General features: G+C 67.6%; 15 protein-coding genes. 5 read left to right on the forward strand and 10 right to left on the reverse strand.

From position 1 onward, the window contains the following. Positions 1-19: 19 nt before the first annotated feature. The 9 genes from K3U93_RS04060 to K3U93_RS04100 all read right to left on the reverse strand — a co-directional run bounded on the left by K3U93_RS04060 (position 20) and on the right by K3U93_RS04100 (position 8,819). Complete coding sequence (locus K3U93_RS04060; RefSeq protein WP_083009322.1) at positions 20-1,237, reverse strand: RNA polymerase sigma factor; 1,218 nt, start codon at positions 1,235-1,237, stop codon at positions 20-22. Between the two features lie 3 nt (positions 1,238-1,240). After that, positions 1,241-1,939, reverse strand: coding sequence for a YciI family protein (locus tag K3U93_RS04065; protein WP_083009325.1), 699 nt, complete (start codon positions 1,937-1,939; stop codon positions 1,241-1,243). A 92-nt stretch (positions 1,940-2,031) separates the two neighbouring features. Next, a complete protein-coding gene (mmaA4, locus tag K3U93_RS04070; protein ID WP_083009516.1) occupies positions 2,032-2,928 on the reverse strand; it encodes a hydroxymycolate synthase MmaA4 in 897 nt (298 codons plus the stop codon). Between the two features lie 88 nt (positions 2,929-3,016). After that, a complete protein-coding gene (gene mmaA3, locus K3U93_RS04075; protein WP_083009327.1) occupies positions 3,017-3,898 on the reverse strand; it encodes a methoxy mycolic acid synthase MmaA3 in 882 nt (293 codons plus the stop codon). 94 nt (positions 3,899-3,992) lie between these two features. Further along, positions 3,993-4,856 (reverse strand): cyclopropane mycolic acid synthase MmaA2, encoded by an 864-nt coding sequence (gene mmaA2 / locus K3U93_RS04080; RefSeq protein WP_083009330.1) that lies wholly within the window; start codon positions 4,854-4,856, stop codon positions 3,993-3,995. A 13-nt stretch (positions 4,857-4,869) separates the two neighbouring features. Beyond that, complete coding sequence (gene mmaA1 / locus K3U93_RS04085) at positions 4,870-5,730, reverse strand: mycolic acid methyltransferase MmaA1 (RefSeq protein WP_083009333.1); 861 nt, start codon at positions 5,728-5,730, stop codon at positions 4,870-4,872. Positions 5,731-5,817: 87 nt separating this feature from the next. Further along, the gene (locus tag K3U93_RS04090; protein ID WP_083009335.1) at positions 5,818-6,729 is read right to left on the reverse strand and encodes an alpha/beta fold hydrolase; all 912 of its coding nucleotides are present in this window, start codon (positions 6,727-6,729) and stop codon (positions 5,818-5,820) included. Beyond that, the gene (locus K3U93_RS04095) at positions 6,729-8,075 is read right to left on the reverse strand and encodes an ABC1 kinase family protein (RefSeq protein ID WP_083009338.1); all 1,347 of its coding nucleotides are present in this window, start codon (positions 8,073-8,075) and stop codon (positions 6,729-6,731) included. The genes K3U93_RS04090 and K3U93_RS04095 overlap by 1 nt, the downstream gene beginning before the upstream one ends. A gap of 171 nt (positions 8,076-8,246) precedes the next feature. After that, a complete protein-coding gene (locus tag K3U93_RS04100; RefSeq protein WP_083009518.1) occupies positions 8,247-8,819 on the reverse strand; it encodes a DinB family protein in 573 nt (190 codons plus the stop codon). Between the two features lie 141 nt (positions 8,820-8,960). Here K3U93_RS04100 and K3U93_RS04105 point away from each other — a divergent pair, with 141 nt between their 5' ends. From K3U93_RS04105 to K3U93_RS04120, 4 genes are all read left to right on the forward strand, one after another. Next, entirely contained in the window at positions 8,961-13,124 is a 4,164-nt protein-coding gene (locus K3U93_RS04105) for a glycoside hydrolase family 38 N-terminal domain-containing protein (RefSeq protein ID WP_083009344.1), read from the forward strand. Continuing rightward, positions 13,121-13,738, forward strand: coding sequence for a DUF7158 domain-containing protein (locus K3U93_RS04110; RefSeq protein WP_083009346.1), 618 nt, complete (start codon positions 13,121-13,123; stop codon positions 13,736-13,738). Before K3U93_RS04105 ends, K3U93_RS04110 begins: the two co-directional genes overlap by 4 nt. 5 nt (positions 13,739-13,743) lie before the next feature. Next, entirely contained in the window at positions 13,744-14,661 is a 918-nt protein-coding gene (locus K3U93_RS04115) for an ROK family protein (protein WP_083009349.1), read from the forward strand. A 1,037-nt stretch (positions 14,662-15,698) separates the two neighbouring features. Further along, positions 15,699-16,883, forward strand: a complete 1,185-nt coding sequence (locus K3U93_RS04120; RefSeq protein ID WP_220688581.1) for a hypothetical protein — start codon at positions 15,699-15,701, stop codon at positions 16,881-16,883. 475 nt (positions 16,884-17,358) lie between these two features. On the opposite strand, the gene K3U93_RS04125 is transcribed toward K3U93_RS04120, so the two are convergent. Continuing rightward, positions 17,359-17,718: a winged helix-turn-helix transcriptional regulator gene (locus K3U93_RS04125; protein ID WP_083009355.1), complete on the reverse strand. Its 360-nt coding sequence runs from the start codon at positions 17,716-17,718 to the stop codon at positions 17,359-17,361. Positions 17,719-17,800: 82 nt separating this feature from the next. Between K3U93_RS04125 and K3U93_RS04130 the strand changes: the two genes are divergently transcribed. Then, positions 17,801-18,241, forward strand: a complete 441-nt coding sequence (locus K3U93_RS04130; RefSeq protein ID WP_083009357.1) for an anthrone oxygenase family protein — start codon at positions 17,801-17,803, stop codon at positions 18,239-18,241. The last annotated feature ends 83 nt before the right edge of the window (positions 18,242-18,324 follow it).

Genomic DNA, 18,324 nt, shown 5'->3' on the forward strand with positions numbered 1-18,324 from the left:
TGTCTGGTGGCGGGAATGGCTACCCGCCGCATTCGGCGATGCGCCGCCGCAAGAAGTCACGGCCCGGCTCGGAACCGTTGGACTCCAACGCCATTCGGTACCACGCGACGGCCTCGGTGGGCCGTCCCGCGCGCCGCAGCAGATCGGCGCGCACCGTCGCGACGAGGTTCGAGCGGGCCAGCCGGGGATCGTGCGCCACCTCCTCCAGCGCGGCCAGGCCGGCGTCCGGGCCGTCGCGGAAACCGAGCGCCAGCGCGCGGTTGGCCCGCACCACCGGCGAGTCGGTCAGCTGCAGCAGTCGGTCGTAGGCCGCGCAGATGGTGAGCCAGTCGGTCTGGTCCCAGGCGGGTGCCGTGGCGTGCAGCGCGGCAATCACCGCCTGCGGCAGGTACGGGCCCGTCGAACCCTCGGCCCGGCGTAGCCGGTCCAGCCCGCGGGCGATGCGGCCGCGGTCCCACCGGCGGCGATCCTGCTCCTCGAGCGGCACCAGCGCCCCGGCGTCGTCCACCCGCGTCGCCCGCCGCGAATCGTGCAGCAGCACAAGGGCGGCCAGGGCCTGCGCCTCCGGCTCGTGCGGCATCAGCGCGCACAGCTCCTGCGCCAGCCGGACGCCCTCGTCGCACAGCTCGTCACGAATCGCCGACGGGCCCGCCGTCGACCAATATCCCTCGGTGAACACCGAGTAGATGCAGCCGAGCACGTGTGGCGTGCGCTCGGGCAATAGCCCCGCGGGCGGCACCCGCAGCGGGATGTTGGCATGGCGAACCTTGTTCTTGGCGCGCGTGATTCGCTGGCCGACCGCGGTCTCGGTCTGCAGCAGCGCACGGGCGATCTCGGCGACGGTCAACCCGGACACCAACCGCAACGTGAGCGCCAGCTGCGACTGCCGGTCCAGCGCCGGATGCGCGCAGGTGAACATCATCCGCAGCTCGTCGTCGCGCACCTGATGCGGGTCGGTGCGATCGGTACGTGCCCGGATGTCGTCCATTACGGCCGCCAATTCCTTTGCGGGACGCGCAGATTCGCGGCGTAGACGGTCACGGGCGCGGTTGCGGGCGACGGTCACCAACCATCCGCCGGGACGGTCCGGCACACCGTCGTCGGGCCAGGTGCGCAGCGCCTCGGCGCAGGCTTCCTGGACGGCGTCCTCGGCGACCGTGAGGTCACCCGACCACCGCGCCAGCGCGGCCACGGCCGGGCCCCATTCCCGCCGAAAGACGCCGTCCAGGTCGGCCATGTTCTACAGGCCGGAGGCTCCCGCCAGCTGGCGCAGCTGCACGGCCGAGGCGGGGATCATCGCGGCCAGTTTGACCGCTTCGTCGCGGTCGGCGGCGGCCAGCACGTAGAAGCCGGTCGCGATCTCGGCTCCCTCCACGTAGGGCCCGTCGGTCAACAGCGCCTGGCCGTCGCGGACCCGCACCGTGGTCGCCGTCGTCGACTCGTGCAAGGCGGCGCCGCCGACAATGTGATCGCCTGCGCCAGCAGCGAATTCGCCGTGCCGCGCCGCTTCCGCCAGCCACTCCGGCGTGCCGGGCGCGGACGCGGATGCCGGTGGCTCCAGCAACAGCGCCAACCACTGGCCGCCGGCGCGCGACCACTCGGGATCGAACACGTGGTAGGTCGGCCGAACTTCGATCGCGCCGTGGCGGGCGGCGGGAATGTCACGGGCCAGCGCCAGCGCCTCGTCGAGGTTGTCGGCCTCGAACACGTAGTAGCCGCAAGCCACCTCGGCCGCCTCGGCGAACGGGCCGTCGGTGATTACCGGCGCGTCGGGACCCTCGGTGATGCGCACGCCCGTCGCCGTCGGCAACAGCGCGTCACCGGCGCGGATGGCCGGCGCGGCCTTGGCGTGGAAACTTTGATAGGCCGCCATTTCCGCGGCCCTCTCTTCGGGGGTCCAGTCGCGCTCCTGGCTGATCAACAGAGCGAAATACTGCATGTTCGTCACCTCCGGTAGTGAGCGAAGCCCTGCGCTCCACTCTCTACCCATTCGACGAAGGCCGCAGCCCCAATCCGACACCCGCCGAGAAATTAGGCGGCAGCGCCCGGCTTGAGGTAGGTCACCAGGCTGCAGTCGAGCATCTCGTCGGCGAAGTAGTGCTCGCAGCCACGCAGATACTTCATGTACCGGTTGTAGACCTCTTCGGAGGTGACCTCGATGGCCTTGTCCTTGTTGGACTCCAGCGTGTCGCCCCAGATCCGCAGCGTCTTGATGTAGTGGGGCCGCAGCGAAAGGGGTTCGGGCACAACGAAACCGGCCTTCTCACCGTGTTCGACCATCATTTCCGTGGACGGCAGGCGGCCGCCGGGAAATATTTCGGTGATGATGAACTTGATGAAGCGCGCCGTCTCGAAGCTCAGCTTCTTGCCGCGGGCGGCCATGTCGAACGGGTGATAGCCGACGCTGCTTTGGACGGTCATCCGGCCGTCGTCGGGCATGATGTCGAAACACCGCTTGAAGAAGTCGTCGTAGTTCTCGTGCCCGAAGTGCTCGAAGGCCTCGATCGACACGATCCGGTCGACGGGCTCGTCGAAATCCTCCCAGCCGTGCAGCCGCACCTCACGCGAGCGGTCGGTGTCCAGCGCCCCCAGCACCTGCTCGCAGCGGGCGTGCTGGTTCTTGGACAGCGTCAGGCCGACGACGTTGACGTCGTACTTTTCGACGGCGCGCTTCATGGTGGTGCCCCAGCCGCAGCCGATGTCGAGCAGCGTCATGCCCGGCCTGAGGTCCAGCTTGTCCAGGTTGAGATCGATCTTGGCGTACTGGGCCTCTTCCAGCGTGAGATCCGGCGGCTCGAAGTACGCGCAGCTATAGGTCCGGGTCGGGTCCTGGAACAGGGCGAAGAAGTCGTCGGAGACGTCGTAGTGCGCCTGAATGTCTTCGAAACGCGTCCGCGTCTTCGTCGGGCCAGTCGGTTGCTCAGCCATTGTCGTCTTGTTCTCCTGGATGAAGTTCACTGCCGGAAACGCACGCGCGCCGTCGTGGGGGTTACCTGACGTGCAACGATACCCAAGTTCACTTTTTCAACGTGAACTGGTTGCAGTCGATGTAGCCCATGCGGAATGCCTTGGCGCAGCCGGTCAGATACCTCATGTATCGCTCGTAGACCTCTTCGGACTGGATCGCGATGGCCTCGCCCCGGTGTGCCTGAAGGGCCTCGGCCCAGAAGTCGAGGGTCTTGGCGAAGTCCGGTTGCAGCGACTGGATGCGGGCCACCGTGAATCCCACCTTCGTCGAGTGATCCTCGACTTTCTCGATCATCGGCAGCCGGCCGCCGGGGAAGATGTCGGTCACGATGAACCTGATGAACTTGGCCATCTCCATCGTCAACGGTATGCCCCGCTCCACGACCTGCTTCACATGCAGCCCCGTGATCGCGTGTAGCAGCATCACACCGTCCGCGGGCATGACCTCGTAGGCGAACTTGAAGAAGTCGTCGTAGCGGTGAAAGCCGAAGTGCTCCAAGGCTTCAATGATGACGATCCGATCGACCGGTTCGCCGAAGTCTGCCCAGTCGCGCAGCAGCACTCGTCGCAACCGGTTGCTGTCGATATCGCCGAGCAGTTGCCGGCAGTAAGCATGCTGGTTCTTCGACAGGGTCAGCCCGACGACGTTCACGTCGTACTTCTCGACGGCGCGTTTCATCACCGAGCCCCACCCGCAGCCGATGTCGAGCAGGGTCATGCCCGGCCTTAGCCCCAGCTTGCCCAGCGTCAGGTCGAGCTTGGCGAGCTGCGCTTCGTGCAGGGTCATGCCCTCGCGCGGGAAGTACGCGCAGCTGTACGTGCGAGTCGGATCCTGAAACAGCGCGAAAAACTCGTTCGACAGATCGTAGTGCGCCTGGACATTGTCTAAATCAGACCGCCTGCGCGTGGCCCCCACACGATTTTCAAACATGTGCCCTCCCGATTGGACACCTTCAAAAGGTGGCCATCTCCGGCACCCTACACCGGACGGGGCACATCCCTGGCGGCTGTGACGGGCGCTTCCGCTATTTCTCCAGGGTGAACTGGTTGACGTCGATATAGCCGATCCGAAATGCGTTGGCGCAGCCGGTCAAATACTTGACGTAGCGCTCGTAGACCTCTTCGGACTGGATGGCGACGGCCTCGTCCCTGTGCGCCTGCAGGGCCTCCGCCCACAGGTCGAGGGTCCTGGCGTAATGCGGCTGCAGCGACTGCCGGCGGGTCAATCGGAAGCCCGCCTTCGACGAGCGCTCCTGGACCATCTCGATCGACGGCAGCCGGCCGCCCGGAAAGATTTCGGTGACGATGAACTTGATGAAGCGGGCCATCTCGAACGTCAAAGGTATGCCGCGCTCGACGCACTGCGGTCCCGTCAACCCGGTGATCGTGTGCAGCAGCAGCACGCCCGCGTCGGGCAGCGCGTTGTGGGCCATCGTGAAGAAGTCGTCGTAGCGGTCGTGGCCGAAGTGCTCGAACGCGCCGATCGACACGATCCGGTCGACGGGCTCGTCGAACTGTTCCCAGCCGGCCAGCAGCACTCGCCTGCCGCAGGGGCTATCCATGTCGTTGAACGACTTCCGCACGTGGACGGCCTGGTTCTTCGACAACGTCAGGCCGACGACGTTCACGCCGTACTTTTCGATCGCCCGGCGCATGGTGGCGCCCCAGCCGCAGCCCACGTCGAGCAGCGTCATGCCGGGCTGCAGGCCCAATTTGCCCAGCGCCAGGTCGATCTTGGCGAGCTGCGCCTCTTCCAGCGTCATGTCGTCGCGCTCGAAGTAGGCGCAGCTGTAGGTCTGGGTGGGGTCCAGGAACAGGCGGAAGAAGTCGTCGGACAGGTCGTAGTGCGCCTGCACGTCGTCGAAGTGCGGCGTCAGATCCTTGGCCATGACGCTATGTGCCTTACTTCGCGAGAGTGAATTGGCCCACGTTGATGAGCCCCCTACGGAAGCGCTCCGCGCATCCGGTCAGGTAGCGCATGAAGTTGTCGTACACCTGCTCGGACTGCAGCTCGATGGCGCGTTCCCGGTTAGCCTCCAGGTTGGCCGCCCACGCGTCCAGGGTTTTTGCGTAATGCGGCTGCAGCAGTTGCGTTTGCTCCAGGGAGAGTCCCGCGTTTTTTGCGTTGTCGACGATGTCGGGCTCGGAAGGAAGTTCGCCGCCCGGGAAAATCGACTCGCGCAGGAATTTGAGGAACCGCAGGTCGCTCATCGTCAGCGCGATGCCCTGCTCGTGCAACCACCGACGGTCATAGGTGAACAGGCTGTGCAACAGCATCCGGCCATCGTCGGGGAGGATGTCGTAGGAGCGTTCGAAGAACGCGCCATACCGCTCCTTGTGGAACGCGTCGAACGCCTCGAAGGAAACGATCCGGTCGACGGGCTCGTCAAACTCTTCCCAGCCCTGCAGCCGTGCCTCGGCGTGCCGCGTCGTCGGGATGGCCGCCAGCCGAGACTTGCTGCGCTCGTAGTGGTTTCGGCTCAACGTGATGCCGATGACATTGACGTCGTACTTCTCGACGGCGCGGACCAGCGCCCCGCCCCAGCCGCACCCGACGTCGAGCAACGTCATCCCGGGCTCGAGTTTCAGCTTGTCCAGCGCCAGGTCCAACTTGGCCAGCTGCGCCTCTTCCAGCGTCATGTCGTCGCGCTCGAAGTAGGCGCAGGTATAGACCCAGGTGCGGTCGAGGAAGAGCCCAAAAAAATCGTCCGAAATGTCGTACGTGGCTTGCGAGTCTTCGTAATACGGTCTCAGCTTGGCCATCACCAGACAACCTCCCTGTGCCAAAGGTACAACCCTGTGAGTCCTTCCGTAAATTGACGGGAGCTTAAAAACCGCCCGATCCCGGCTTCAGCGGGCCTCGGCGAAGTTGCTGGTTAGCACGCTGATCAGCCGGTCCCAAAGTTGCTGGGGCAGGTCGTGGCCCATGCCGTCGAACAAGACTAACCTAGCGCCGCCGATGGCGCGCGCGACCGCGCGACCGCCGAAAGGCCGGGCCAGCTTGTCGGCTCGGCCGTGGATCACCACGGTCGGTGCGACGGTCCGCCGGTTGTAGGCAAGCAGGCTACCGCTGGCCAGGACCGCGCCGAAGTGCCGGGCGACGCCCCAGGGGTAGTAGCTGCGGTCGTAGTTCTCGGCGGCGTCGGCGCGGATTTGCTCCTCGGTCATGCGGTAACGCGGGCTGCCGGTGACCTTGGTGACGCGCACCACGTTGTCGACGATCACTTCGCGGGGCGAGCCCGGCGGCGGGCCTTTGAGGATTGCTAGCAGGGCGCGCGGCGCCGGCGGCGGCAGGAAGCGACGATTGTTGCTGGAGAAGATGACCGCCAGCGACGTCGTCCGCTCGGCGAACCGGGCCGCGAAGATCTGGGCGATCATGCCTCCCATCGACGCCCCGACGATGTGGGCGCGCTGGATGCCCAGGTGGTCCAGCAGGGCGGCGGCGTCGTCGGCCATGTCTTCCAGCGTGTAGGGGGCCTCGCCGCGTAGGCCGAACCAGAACCGGAGCAGCCGCGGGACCAGCGGCCGGCCGGACGGGGGCGGCTCGGTCTTGCCGGAGAGGCCGACGTCGCGATTGTCGTATCGGATGACCCTGAGGCCCCGACCGACCAGCCTCTCGCAGAAGGCGGTCCGCCACAGCAGCAGCTGCGCGCCCAGCCCCATGATCAGCAGCACGGGCGGGTCGTCGGCGGCACCCATGTCCTCGTAGTAGAGCTTTAGGTCGCCGGAGCCTATTTCCGCAAAGCCGGCGCGGATCTCCATCACACTTCTATGTCGGTCTGGTGCTCGCGGCTGACCTCGACCATGAAATTGGCAAAGTACCCGGTCAGCTGCGGGTCGGACATCATCTGCCACTTCGGTGCCAGCAGCTTCATGTACCGCTCGACGTAGAGGAACTGCTTGCCGATCAGCACCAGCTCGCGGGGCAGCTTGACGTCGTAGGCGTCGGCCAGCGCCGAGAGCTGCCGCCCGATGTCGGCATACGACATGTCACCCAGCGTCTGCATGGTCAGCGGGGTGGCGAAGCGCTCCAGGTCCTTGGCGGCCTGGGCCTCCGGCTTCATGGTGCCGACGGCGCCCATCAGCACGACGATTTTGCCGGCCGCGGCGTGGTCCTTTTTCACCAGCAGCGCGTACACCAGCTCGCGCAGCAGCCAGCGGGTGCGCGGGTCGATGCGGCCCATGATCCCGAAGTCGAAGAACACGATGCGACCTTGTTCGTCGACGTAGAGGTTGCCGGCGTGCAGGTCGCCGTGGAACAGCCCGTGCCGCAGGCCGCCCTCGAACACGCTGAACAGCAGCGCCTTCACCAGCTCGGTGCCGTCGAACCCGGCCTTGCGGATGGCGGCGACGTCGTCGATCCGGATGCCCTGCACCCGCTCCATCGTCAGCACCCGCTCGGTGGTGAAGTCCCAGTGCACCTGCGGCACCCGGATGTTGCGGCCCAGCGGGGAGGCGTGCAGGTGGGAAATCCAGGCGTCCATCGACTGCGCCTCGAGCCGGAAGTCCAGTTCCTCGGCGAGGTTGTCGGAAAAGTCGGCGACGACGTCCTGTGCTGACAGCCGGCGGCCCAGCTTGGCCAGCTCGACGGCCTGGGCGAAGCGCTTGAGGATCTGCAGGTCGGCGGCGACGCGGCGCCGGATGCCCGGGCGCTGGATCTTGACGACGACCTCCTCGCCGCTGTGCAGGGTCGCGTAGTGCACCTGCGCGATGGACGCCGACGCGAACGGTTCTTCCTCGAAGGTGGCGAACAGCTCCGAGGGCTGGCCGCCGAGCTCCTCGGCGAAGAGGTTGTGGACTTCCTTGGTGTCGGCGGGCGGGACCCGGTCGAGCAGGCCGCGGAATTCGCGGGACAGCGACTCGCCGAACGCGCCGGGGCTGGACGCGATGATCTGTCCGAACTTGACGTACGTCGGTCCCAGGTCGGCGAAGGTCTGGGGGAGCTGCTTGATCACTTTCTGCTGCAAGGGCCCCTTGGCCGGGAGCTTGGTGACGACGCGGGCGGCGGTGCGCGTGACTTGCCAGCCGGTGGACGCTATCCGGATCGCTTCGACGGGCAGCGGCACCCGGTCAAGCTTGGCCACCTCGCGGTGTTTGGTGGAGCTCATCTGTGCAGTCTGCCAAATCGGCGCTGTCGAGTCCCAATTCCTGCGGGGCCGCCGGGGCGCGACCAACTGGCGCCGAGCGTGTTCTCAGGGCGAGATTTCGGCCGATTTCTCGCCCTGAGAACACGCTCGGCGAGGCGCAACGGCGAAGTTCTCGCTCGCTCTACCAGCCCGCTACCCGGGAGACCAGGGCTTGACCCACCCGTCGATCGCCCAGCCCTCCAGCGCGGCGATCAGCTCGTACATGGTGGCGCCGTCGAGGGATTCCCGGATGATGTCGGCGTGCCCGGCGTGGCGGGCCAGCTCGTTGATCACGTGCAGGACCACCCAGCGCACCGACCACGCCCCCTGGTTTTTGGGGAACCAGGGGATGTCCCGCGGAACCGGCACCTCGGCGTTGAGGTCCGCCGTTTCCACCAGCCACAGCGACTCCGCGTTCTGGGCTTCCAATCCCCGCAGCAGCCCGGCCAGCGTCTCGTCGGGCCGCATCACGTGCTGGTCGGCGAAGTCCTTGGCAATCTCCTCGAACGGCCGGGGGTCTTTCGGGGGCGCGTCCGGCGCGGCGGCCACTCGTGCCATCCAGCTGCGTTGCACCCCGGTGGCGTGCTTGACCAACCCGCCGATCGACAGCGCGCTGACCGTGGGTGTCGAGCGGGCCTGTTCGTCGGTGAGGCCGTAGGAGACGGCGAAATACGCGCTTTGGTGAAATGCCAGGAACTCGCGCAGGGCGCTGCGTTCGTCGGCCACGGGCGGGGCGAGGGCGGGCATGGCTCATGGTACTTCTCACGAGTCACACTGGCCGCATCAGCATCGTCAAGCGGGGGTGGGGTGAACCGGGACAACCTCGACCCGATGCCGGGTTGGCTTTGCCCGCCGTAAGGTGCAGGGATGCAGGTGGTTTCGGTGGAGTCGACGGAGCTTTTCGTCGGGCCGCCGGACGCGCCGCTGCAGCTGGCGCGCGTCACCGTTTCCCGTTGCACCGAGCCGGCGCCGGTCCGCATCGACGGCGACGGCCTGAGTGGCCAGGCGGCCGTGAGCGTCGGCCAAGAGGTCGTCGAGGTTCCAGTCGCCGTGCACCGTCCCGTCGTCGGCGAGCGGCGAAACGCGTGGGTGCACGCTGCCGGAGCCATCGTGCGCTTCGAGTTCACCGTGGCCGAGCCCGGGTGGACCATGTTCATGGTCAGCCACTTTCACTACGACCCGGTGTGGTGGAACACGCAGGGCGCCTACACCAGCCAGTGGCGGGAGAACCCGCCGGGGCGGGCCCGGCAGGCCAACGGCTTCGAACTGGTGCGCGCGCATCTGGAAATGGCTCGCCGCGAGCCCGAGTACAAGTTCGTGCTGGCCGAAGTGGACTACCTCAAGCCGTACTGGGACACCCACCCCGAGGACCGTGCCGACCTGCGCCGGTTCATCGCGCAGGGTCGCGTCGAGATCATGGGCGGTACCTATAACGAACCCAACACCAACCTCACCAGCCCGGAGACAACGATCCGAAACCTGGTGCACGGCATCGGCTTTCAGCGTCACGTGCTGGGTGCCGACCCGGCCACCGCGTGGCAGCTGGACGTGTTCGGGCACGATCCGCAATTTCCCGGGCTGGCCGCCGACGCCGGCCTGACGTCGAGTTCGTGGGCCCGCGGCCCGCACCACCAGTGGGGCCCCGCCCAGGGCGGGGTGGACCGCATGCAGTTTTGCAGCGAGTTCGAGTGGATCGCGCCGTCGGGCCGCGGGCTGCTGACCCACTACATGCCCGCGCACTATTCGGCCGGCTGGTGGATGGACTCCTCGACCTCGCTGGCCGAGGCCGAGGACGCCACCTACGCGCTGTTCGACCAGCTCAAGACGGTCGCGCTGACCCGCAACGTGCTGCTGCCCGTGGGCACCGACTACACCCCGCCGAACAAGTGGGTCACCGCCATCCACCGCGACTGGGCCGCCCGCTACACCTGGCCGCGGTTCGTGTGCGCGCTGCCGCGGGAGTTCTTCGCGGCGGTGCGCGCCGAACTGGCGCGGGGCGGGCGGGTGCCGTCACCGCAGACCCGCGACATGAACCCGATCTACACCGGCAAGGACGTCTCCTACATCGACACCAAGCAGGCCAACCGGGCCGCCGAGAACGCCGTGCTGGAGGCCGAGCGCTTCGCCGTGTTCGCCGCGCTGCTGGCCGGCGCCGACTACCCGCAGGCCGCCCTGGCCAAGGCGTGGGTGCAGCTGGCCTACGGCGCGCACCACGACGCCATCACCGGCTCGGAGTCCGACCAGGTCTACCTCGACCTGCTGACCGGTTGGCGCGACGCGTGGGAGCTGGGCCGCGCGGCCCGGGACAACTCGCTGGCGCTGCTGTCCGGCGCGATCGACTCGCCAGCCCAGGCCGTCGTGGTGTGGAACCCGCTGGCGCACCCCCGCACCGACGTCGTCACCGTTCGGCTCGACCCGCCGCTCGGCGCGGGGGTGCGCGTGCTTGACGCCGACGGCGTCGAGCTGCCCGCGCACGTCGAGCACGACGGGCGGTCGGTCACCTGGCTGGCGCGCGACGTGCCGTCGCTGGGCTGGCGCGCCTACCGGCTGGCCCCGGCCGACACGCCGACGGGCTGGGAACCGGTGCCCGGGTCGCAGATCGCCAACGAGCACTACCGGCTGGAGGTCGACCCGGCCCGCGGTGGGGGAGTCGCGTCGTTGGTCCAAGACGGTCGTCAGCTGATCGCCGACGGCCGGGTCGGCAACGAGCTCGCCGTCTACGAGGAATACCCGTCGCACCCGACGCAGGGGGAGGGCCCGTGGCACCTGCTGCCCAAGGGCCCGGTGGTGTGCTCGTCCGAATCCCGCGCCCGGGTGCGGGCCTACCACGGCCCGCTCGGTCAGCGGCTGGTCGTGACCGGCCGGATCGGCACCCTGCTGCGCTACACCCAAACCCTGACACTGTGGAACGGCGTGGCGCGGGTGGACTGCCGCACCACCATCGACGAATTCACCGGGCAGGACCGCCTGGTGCGGCTGCGCTGGCCGTGCCCCGTCCCGGGCGCCATGCCCGTCAGCGAGGTGGGCGACGCCGTCATCGGGCGGGGCTTCGCGTTGCTGCATGACGGCGCCGAATCCGTGGACACCGCGCAGCACCCGTGGACGCTGGACAACCCGGCCTTCGGCTGGTTTGGCCTGTCCTCGGCGGTGCGGGTCCGCGTCGGCAACGACGTCCGGGCGGTATCGGTGGCCGAGGTGGTGCCGCCGGCCGAGGCGGCGTCCGGACCGCTGGCCCGCGAGCTGATGGTCGCGCTGGTCCGCGCCGGCGTCACGGCCACTTGCAGCGGCGCCGACAAGCCGCGCTACGGCCACCTCGACGTCGACTCCAACCTGCCCGACATGCGGATCGCGCTGGGCGGGCCCGCCCGCAACGCCTTCACCAAAGTCGTTCTCGCCGAGACGGATTCGGTGTATGCCGCCGAACTCGACCGCCAGCTGTCGGAGACGGGCCGGGCCAGGGTCTGGGTGCCCGCCGCGACACCGTTGGCGGCCGCCTGGGTGCCCGGCGCCGACCTGCGTCCGCCACGGGCGCTGCCGGTGCTGGTGATCGACGGCCGCGACGAGGAAACCCTGGCCGCCGCGATCGCATCGGTGGTCGACGACCTGGGGGACGCCGAGATCGTGGTCGCTCAGGAGGCGCCGCCGGGTGCGGAGCGCTTCGAGGCCCGCACCGTCGCGCTGCTCAACCGCGGCGTGCCGAGCTTCGCCGTCGACACCGACGGCACCCTGCACACCGCGCTGATGCGGTCCTGCACCGGCTGGCCGTCCGGCACCTGGATCGACGACCTGCGCCGCACCGTGCCCGACGGCTCCAACTTCCAACTCCAGCACTGGACACACGCCTTCGATTACGCGCTGGCAAGCGGGGACGGCGACTGGCGGCACGCCGAAATCCCCACCCGCAGCGCGCAGTTCTCCCACCCGCTGCTCGCCGTCCGCCCAAAACAACGACGCGGCAAGCTGCCGCCAGCCGGGTCGCTGCTGCGCGTGGAGCCCGCCGGCGTCGTACAGGTGGCGGCCCTCAAGGCCGCCGGCAACCCGCTGGCGGCGGGCAGCGCCGCGCCGGTCGACCCGGGCGCGGTGGCCCTGCGGTTGGTGGAGACGGCCGGGACGGGCGCCCGCGTTGCCATCGGCTCGGAGCTGGGCAAGGTGGGCGGGCTCGAACTTGCCGACCTGCTGGAAAGGCCGCACGGGCCCACGAGATCGGTCGATCTGCACGGCTATCAGGTGACCACCGTGCTGGCTCGGCTCGAAATGCCCAGTGTGCTAAGCGGTTTCGCCGAGCTGGCCCCCAACGCCGAGGCCGCGCAACCGCTCTACGCGCGCTATTGGCTGCACAACCGCGGACCCGCGCCGCTCGGGGGGCTGCCGGCCGTCGCGCACCTGCACCCGCAGCGGGTGACCGCCGCGGCGGGCGGCGAGGTGGTGTTGCGCCTCACCGCGGCCAGCGACTGCAGCGACGCCGCGCTGGACGGCGCGGTGCAACTGGTGTGCCCCGACGCCTGGTCGGCCACGCCCGCCGAGCTGCCGTTCACGCTGTGCAGCGGCGATCATCGAGAGGCCGACGTGGTCGTGTCGATCCCGCCCCGCACGCGACCCGGGCTCTACCCGGTCCGCGCCCAGCTCCGCATCACCGGGGATGACGTCCCGGCGGCCTGGCGCCAGGTGGTCGAGGACGTGTGCGTCGTCCAGGTCGGCGCGCGCCGCCGGGCCGAGCTGGTCCACCTCGTCGACGGTCCGGCCGACGTCGAGCTGGCCGCGGGCGAGACGGCCCGGCTGACCGTCACGGTCGGCAGCCACGCCCGGGCCGACCTGGCGCTGGAGGCGCACCTGATCAGCCCCTGGGGCACGTGGGAGTGGATCGGCCCCGCCGCGGTGGGCGCGGTCCTGCCCGCCCGCGGCACGGTCGAGCTCGGCTTCGACGTGAGGCCACCGGCGTGGCAGGACCCCGGCCAGTGGTGGGCCCTGGTCCGGGTGGGCTGCGCCGGCCGGCTCCTCTACTCACCGGCGGCGAAAGTGACCGTGACATGAGCGCCCGGCCGGTGGCGACCGTTGCCGGCTCCCCGGTCGCCGTCGATGAGGTCGACGCGGCCGAGGCGCGGCTGCGCGACGGTCCGGGCTCGGCCGCGCTGCCGGCATCCGGCACCGGCGAGGGACGGCAGCTGCGGCGCTGGCTCACCCAACTGGTCGTGACCGAGCGAGTCGTCGCCGCCGAGGCGGCCGCACGCGGACTGACCGGGCGGGACGCGCCGACCGAGGCCGAGCTGCTGCCCGACGTGACGGCGCGGCTGGAGATCGGCAGCGTCGCCGCGGCCGTGCTGGCGAATCCGCTGGCGCGGGCGCTGTTCGCCGACGTCACCGCGGCCGTTCGGGTCAGCGACGGCGAGGTGGCCGATTACCACGCCCGCAACCCGCTGCGGTTCGCCGCGCCCCGCCCGGGCCCGCACGGCTGGCGGGTGCCTCCGCTCGCCGGCCCGTCGTTGGCAGACGTGCGGGCGGCGGTCGCCGAGCATCTGCGGGGCGCCGCTCGCCGGCGCGCCTTCCGGGTGTGGCTGGACTCGCGCCGGGCCGAGCTGGTCCGGCTCGCCCCCGGCTACGAGCATCCGGGCGACCCGCGCCAACCCGACAACACCCATCGGCACTGATCGCCATGCTCACCCTGTGCCTGGACATCGGCGGCACCAAAATCGCCGCCGGCCTCGCCGACGCCGGCGGCGCGCTGGTGCACACCGTGATCCAGCCGACGCCGACCGGCGTCGGGGCCGAGGAGGTCTGGGCCGCGGTCGCCGCGGCGATCGCCGACGCACTGCGCGCGGCCGACGGCGCGGTCGCCGCGGTGGGCATAGCTTCGGCCGGTCCCATCGACCTGCACACCGGAACCGTCAGCCCGATCAATATCCCTTCCTGGCAGGGTTTCCCGCTGCGCGACAGGGTCGCGGCCACGATTCCCGGGGTGCCGGGCGTGCCCGTACGGCTCGGCGGCGACGGCGTGTGCATGGCGCTGGGCGAACACTGGCGCGGCGCCGGCCGCGGCGCGCGCTTTCTGCTCGGCATGGTCGTGTCCACCGGCGTGGGCGGCGGATTGGTGCTCGACGGCCACCCCTACACCGGGCGCACCGGCAACGCCGGTCACGTCGGTCACGTGGTGGTCGAGCAGGGCGGCCTGCCCTGTTCGTGCGGCGGCCGCGGCTGCGTCGAGACCGTCGCGGCCGGCCCGTCGCTGGTGCGCTGGGCGCGGGCCAACGGCTGGTCCGCCCCGCCCGGCGCCGGCGCCAGGGACCTGGCGGCCGCGGCGACGGCCGGGGACCCGGTGGCGCTGCGCGCGTTCCGCAGGGGCGCCACCGCGCTCGCGGCGATGATCGCCTCGGTGGCCGCGGTGTGCGACCTGGACCTCGTCGTCCTCGGCGGCGGCGTCGCCAATTCCGGACCCCTGCTCTTCGATCCCTTGCGCGCGGCGCTGGCCGATTACGCCGGCCTGGCCTTCCTGGCCGGCCTGCGTGTGGTGCCCGCCGAGCTCGGCGGCCAGGCCGGGTTGGTGGGCGCGGCCAGGCTGGCTGCGGGTAGTTAGCTAACTACTCCAGCGAACGTCGATATCTCCATATAAGCCTAGGTAGATGCCTGCATCCAGCGGCCACTGGCTAATGAAAAAGATGAGGTGAACCTGTTTCAGGCGTTACCGGCAGGTGGTTTCAGACCGAACCAGGAGGGCGCTAGCGAGGGCTAGTCGCGGTACTTACGAAGAACTTTGGCCCGCGGGACTTTCGAGAGGGTTGGGGTGATCGCTTCTGGAACGTGTGGCTCCGCAATCGTCCTGGAGTCCAAAAACTCCTCGTAGCTGTGCTGTATAGGGGTTCGGAGCGAACTCTATCCGCCGCTGTGATAGTTCAATATGAAAGTACCTGTCGGTAGCGCACCGACCTGCATTCATCCCGGCACTTAAGGTAACTGTCGCCGCAACAATGCAATTGTTAGCCAGGGCGTACAGAACGCTCGTGTTTTTGCTGAGAGATAGTATTTCACCGCCGACACCGACGTGGCCAGGCCGTGCTCGTCACCGAGGCGCTGTGGCCTGTAGCGGCACGCAGCGCACGATGACATCGCGATACACCTCGTTCTCCGACCATGTGATCTGCGGCAGCCAGGTGTCGACTAGTGGTGAAAACCCATCCCGTGCCCACTGCGGCTCCACCTACCGTTATCTCCTCGTGCCGTAGCGATAACGGACAAGCCGCACGACTGTTTTCGCCGTCAGCTTGCATCATCCTGCTGTGGTGCTGCTCGGTGAAACCCATCGGCATGTTGAGGGAAAGTGAATTGTCTGGTTGTGGGCGGATCGAGACGCTCACAACATGACTTTGTCGACGCCCGGTAGCGACGCTGTATTGCACTCTTGCTGACTAATTCGGATGCTGCCCATAAATGATTTTGGCCGGCCGTCAATGTGCTCTGAGCCGACCATAGTTTTCCGTGCACTTAGCACGGGTTTTGCTGCACGTATATATCGCCACAGTTAATTTCCTATTTTATTGCCATAATCCGCTCAATATATTTCGTAAGTACATTCAATTCGTCCAATTCGTCGTTATCCAGAGTCGTACAAAGGAGATGGTCGTGGATCTCGCAGCCCGCCCCCACATCACTGCTGGAGTCGCCCTGGCCAGCGCGGCAGTCATCGCAGCCGGTCCGATGGCCCAGCACCTGCCCGACCTTCACGTGGGTCAACAACTACGCCAGGTGAGCATGTCAAACATTCAGCTCACCGACGCCGCTGACAGCATGTTGGACCTGTTTTCCGGTGTGGAAAACGAACTCGCCTCACTCGCGAGCGGCGCAAGCGCGGGCGCCGTTCCTGCGGCCGCGCTCACCGACTTCATCAACCCCGCCGCACTGCCCCTGCCCCTCGCGACGTGGGTTAACACTTTTCAGACAGCGGGCACCAACCTGCAGGCAGCTTTCAATACCTTCCAGGAACTTCCGTTCCCGACCCTGCAGCAGATCGCCGCCAACTGGGCCTCCTACGGCGACCTGTACGTCAAAACATGGCAAACTGCAGCGCAGGCCGCCGTTACCTTCTACACCGGGACTAAGTCGACCAACTTCTGGCCGCTCCTAAACACGGCATTTACCGACTTCGGGTCAGGCAACATCAGTGGCGCGATAAGCCAGTTGTTCGATGCCTTCTATCAGGATCCGATCCTCCAGATCGCGACGCCTTTGGAAAACATTGTGAAGATACCCGCCTACTTCACCCAGAATCTGGCCAACGCGACCAACTATCTGACGACGACCGGCTTGACCACGGGTGTTGGCGCTGTGGTTGAAGGACTCCCACTCGAAGCCTCGCTGGCGCTCGAAAAGAGTCTTCAGGCTGCGTCCAGCGCCTGGGCCGGTGGGGATCCAGTCGGGGCGATCAGCAACCTGCTCAACACCCCTGGCGCAGTGGCAAACGGGTTCCTCAACGGCCCTACCGGGACGCAGGGCTTGCTCGGCCTCTGGCTCCACACCGACTTGTTGACGAAGTTGGCCCCGGGTCTGGCGAAATCGATCGTGGCTCCCAATGCGGTGAATATCGCGACGGGCGGAAGTTTGCAGGGCGCGCTGCAGGGTTTTGTGACCCAGTTGACCAATGGTTGGCCATCTTTGAGCAACGCCGTCAGCGGCGTTAGCACGGGATTGACCACACTATTGCAAAACGTTTCGTCGCAAATGCCGTCGCTATTGGCCAGCTTCGGCGCAACGTTCGCAAGCAATATCGGGTTGTTGATTTCCAACCTGCTCAAGTTGCTCTGAGTCCGGTGCAGGTCTCCGATGCGAGCCGGTGACCGGCCAACGGCAATCGGCCCCCTTCGTACGAAGGGGGCCGATTCGTGGACGCCCAGTATGAGCATTCGCTTGAAGGTGTGAGTCCTCTGGAGGAGAAGGTGATTTCACTCCTAATCAAGGGCAACGGGCTAATCGCCAGCGTGATAGCACATACGACATCAAATTTCAGACAGCATCATTGCCCCACGTTGTGCGCGCTGCTCGACGCCGACCGGGGGTGTGGACGAAATCGACAATCAACCCCTAACCCTCGACCGACTTACAAACCAGTGAGAGCCTGCCCGTGCCCGTTGCGGGCCCATCAGCTTCCTCGGCCAACGGGCTGGTTTGCATGCCGCACGCCTGCACAACGCGGGCGTGCTGACACTGGTCGGCGGCATCGGTGCGGCCCGGCTCAACCCGCGAGCACCCGCCGACTGGCCCGGAGGAATCGAGAGTCCACCTAGTTACTACCAGCGCTCAATCGCGTGTTAGAGGCGTTGCGCTGCATGTGTTTTCGCCCCCAATCGCACAAACTCGCCAGCACCGGAGCCAGCGTCGTGCCGTATTCGGAAATCGAATAGTGCACGCAGGGCGGCACCGTCCGGGCGTCGTGGCGTTCGATGATCCCGGCGTCGACCAGCTCGTGCAGGTGACGGATGAGCATCCGCTCGGTGATGCCGGGAATGCTGCGCCTCAGCTCGGCGGTCCGCATCGGCCCGTCGCTCAGCCGCCACAGGATCGTGCCCTTCCAACGGCCGTCGATCACCGACAGCGCGGCGTCAATCGGGCAGTCGCCGACCTCCGTTTTTGACACGCCCATTCGCAGCTCCCGGCCCCGTGCATATGCTGACTAATTTGTCAGTACCTTGATTTTTGTCAGCATAGCAGCCAGGGTCGTTGCCATGGACCGCATGATTGATGCCCTTGCGATTGTGATCACCGGCTCGATGGTGGGTGCGGAGTTCGCGGTCGCCGCGTTCGCCAATCCGGTGCTGGCCCGGCTTCCCGACGACTCCTTCCGCGCGGCGCGCGGCGACGCCGGCCGGCTGCTGGGCAAGGTGATGCCGTTCTGGTACGCCGCCGCGCTGCTGCTGTTGGTGGCGGCCACCATCGCCGCGTCCGGAGCCGCCCGCTGTTGGCTGTTGGGCATCGCGGCGGGACTGATGGCCGGCGTGATGCTGCTGAGCGTGACGGTGCTGGTGCCGATCAACAATCGCATCGTGGCATGCCCGGCCGGCGGTGAGCCTTCCCGCCGGCTCGTGGCCCGGTGGGATCGTCTGCATTGGCTGCGGGTGGGGATCTTGGCGGTGCTCTTTGCCATATTGACCGTCGCGGCCACCTAGCTTGGAACCGTTTTGGCTGACGGCGGCCGGTCAGGCTATGGTGGCTACCGATCCACCGAAGACCGTCGGTCACCGAGCAATCG

Source organism: Mycobacterium malmoense (assembly GCF_019645855.1).
GTDB classification, from domain to species: domain Bacteria; phylum Actinomycetota; class Actinomycetes; order Mycobacteriales; family Mycobacteriaceae; genus Mycobacterium; species Mycobacterium malmoense.

Excerpts from the sequence above, each read along its gene's own strand:
- K3U93_RS04125 (WP_083009355.1), bottom strand. The coding sequence starts at position 17,718 with ATGGGCGTGTCAAAAACGGAGGTCGGCGACTGCCCGATTGACGCCGCG.
- K3U93_RS04110 (WP_083009346.1), top strand. The coding sequence starts at position 13,121 with ATGAGCGCCCGGCCGGTGGCGACCGTTGCCGGCTCCCCGGTCGCCGTC.
- K3U93_RS04105 (WP_083009344.1), top strand. The coding sequence starts at position 8,961 with ATGCAGGTGGTTTCGGTGGAGTCGACGGAGCTTTTCGTCGGGCCGCCG.
- K3U93_RS04095 (WP_083009338.1), bottom strand. The coding sequence starts at position 8,075 with ATGAGCTCCACCAAACACCGCGAGGTGGCCAAGCTTGACCGGGTGCCG.
- mmaA1 (WP_083009333.1), bottom strand. The coding sequence starts at position 5,730 with ATGGCCAAGCTGAGACCGTATTACGAAGACTCGCAAGCCACGTACGAC.
- K3U93_RS04090 (WP_083009335.1), bottom strand. The coding sequence starts at position 6,729 with ATGGAGATCCGCGCCGGCTTTGCGGAAATAGGCTCCGGCGACCTAAAG.
- mmaA2 (WP_083009330.1), bottom strand. The coding sequence starts at position 4,856 with ATGGCCAAGGATCTGACGCCGCACTTCGACGACGTGCAGGCGCACTAC.
- K3U93_RS04060 (WP_083009322.1), bottom strand. The coding sequence starts at position 1,237 with ATGGCCGACCTGGACGGCGTCTTTCGGCGGGAATGGGGCCCGGCCGTG.
- mmaA4 (WP_083009516.1), bottom strand. The coding sequence starts at position 2,928 with ATGGCTGAGCAACCGACTGGCCCGACGAAGACGCGGACGCGTTTCGAA.
- K3U93_RS04065 (WP_083009325.1), bottom strand. The coding sequence starts at position 1,939 with ATGCAGTATTTCGCTCTGTTGATCAGCCAGGAGCGCGACTGGACCCCC.
- K3U93_RS04130 (WP_083009357.1), top strand. The coding sequence starts at position 17,801 with ATGGACCGCATGATTGATGCCCTTGCGATTGTGATCACCGGCTCGATG.
- K3U93_RS04115 (WP_083009349.1), top strand. The coding sequence starts at position 13,744 with ATGCTCACCCTGTGCCTGGACATCGGCGGCACCAAAATCGCCGCCGGC.
- K3U93_RS04120 (WP_220688581.1), top strand. The coding sequence starts at position 15,699 with ATGGTCGTGGATCTCGCAGCCCGCCCCCACATCACTGCTGGAGTCGCC.
- mmaA3 (WP_083009327.1), bottom strand. The coding sequence starts at position 3,898 with ATGTTTGAAAATCGTGTGGGGGCCACGCGCAGGCGGTCTGATTTAGAC.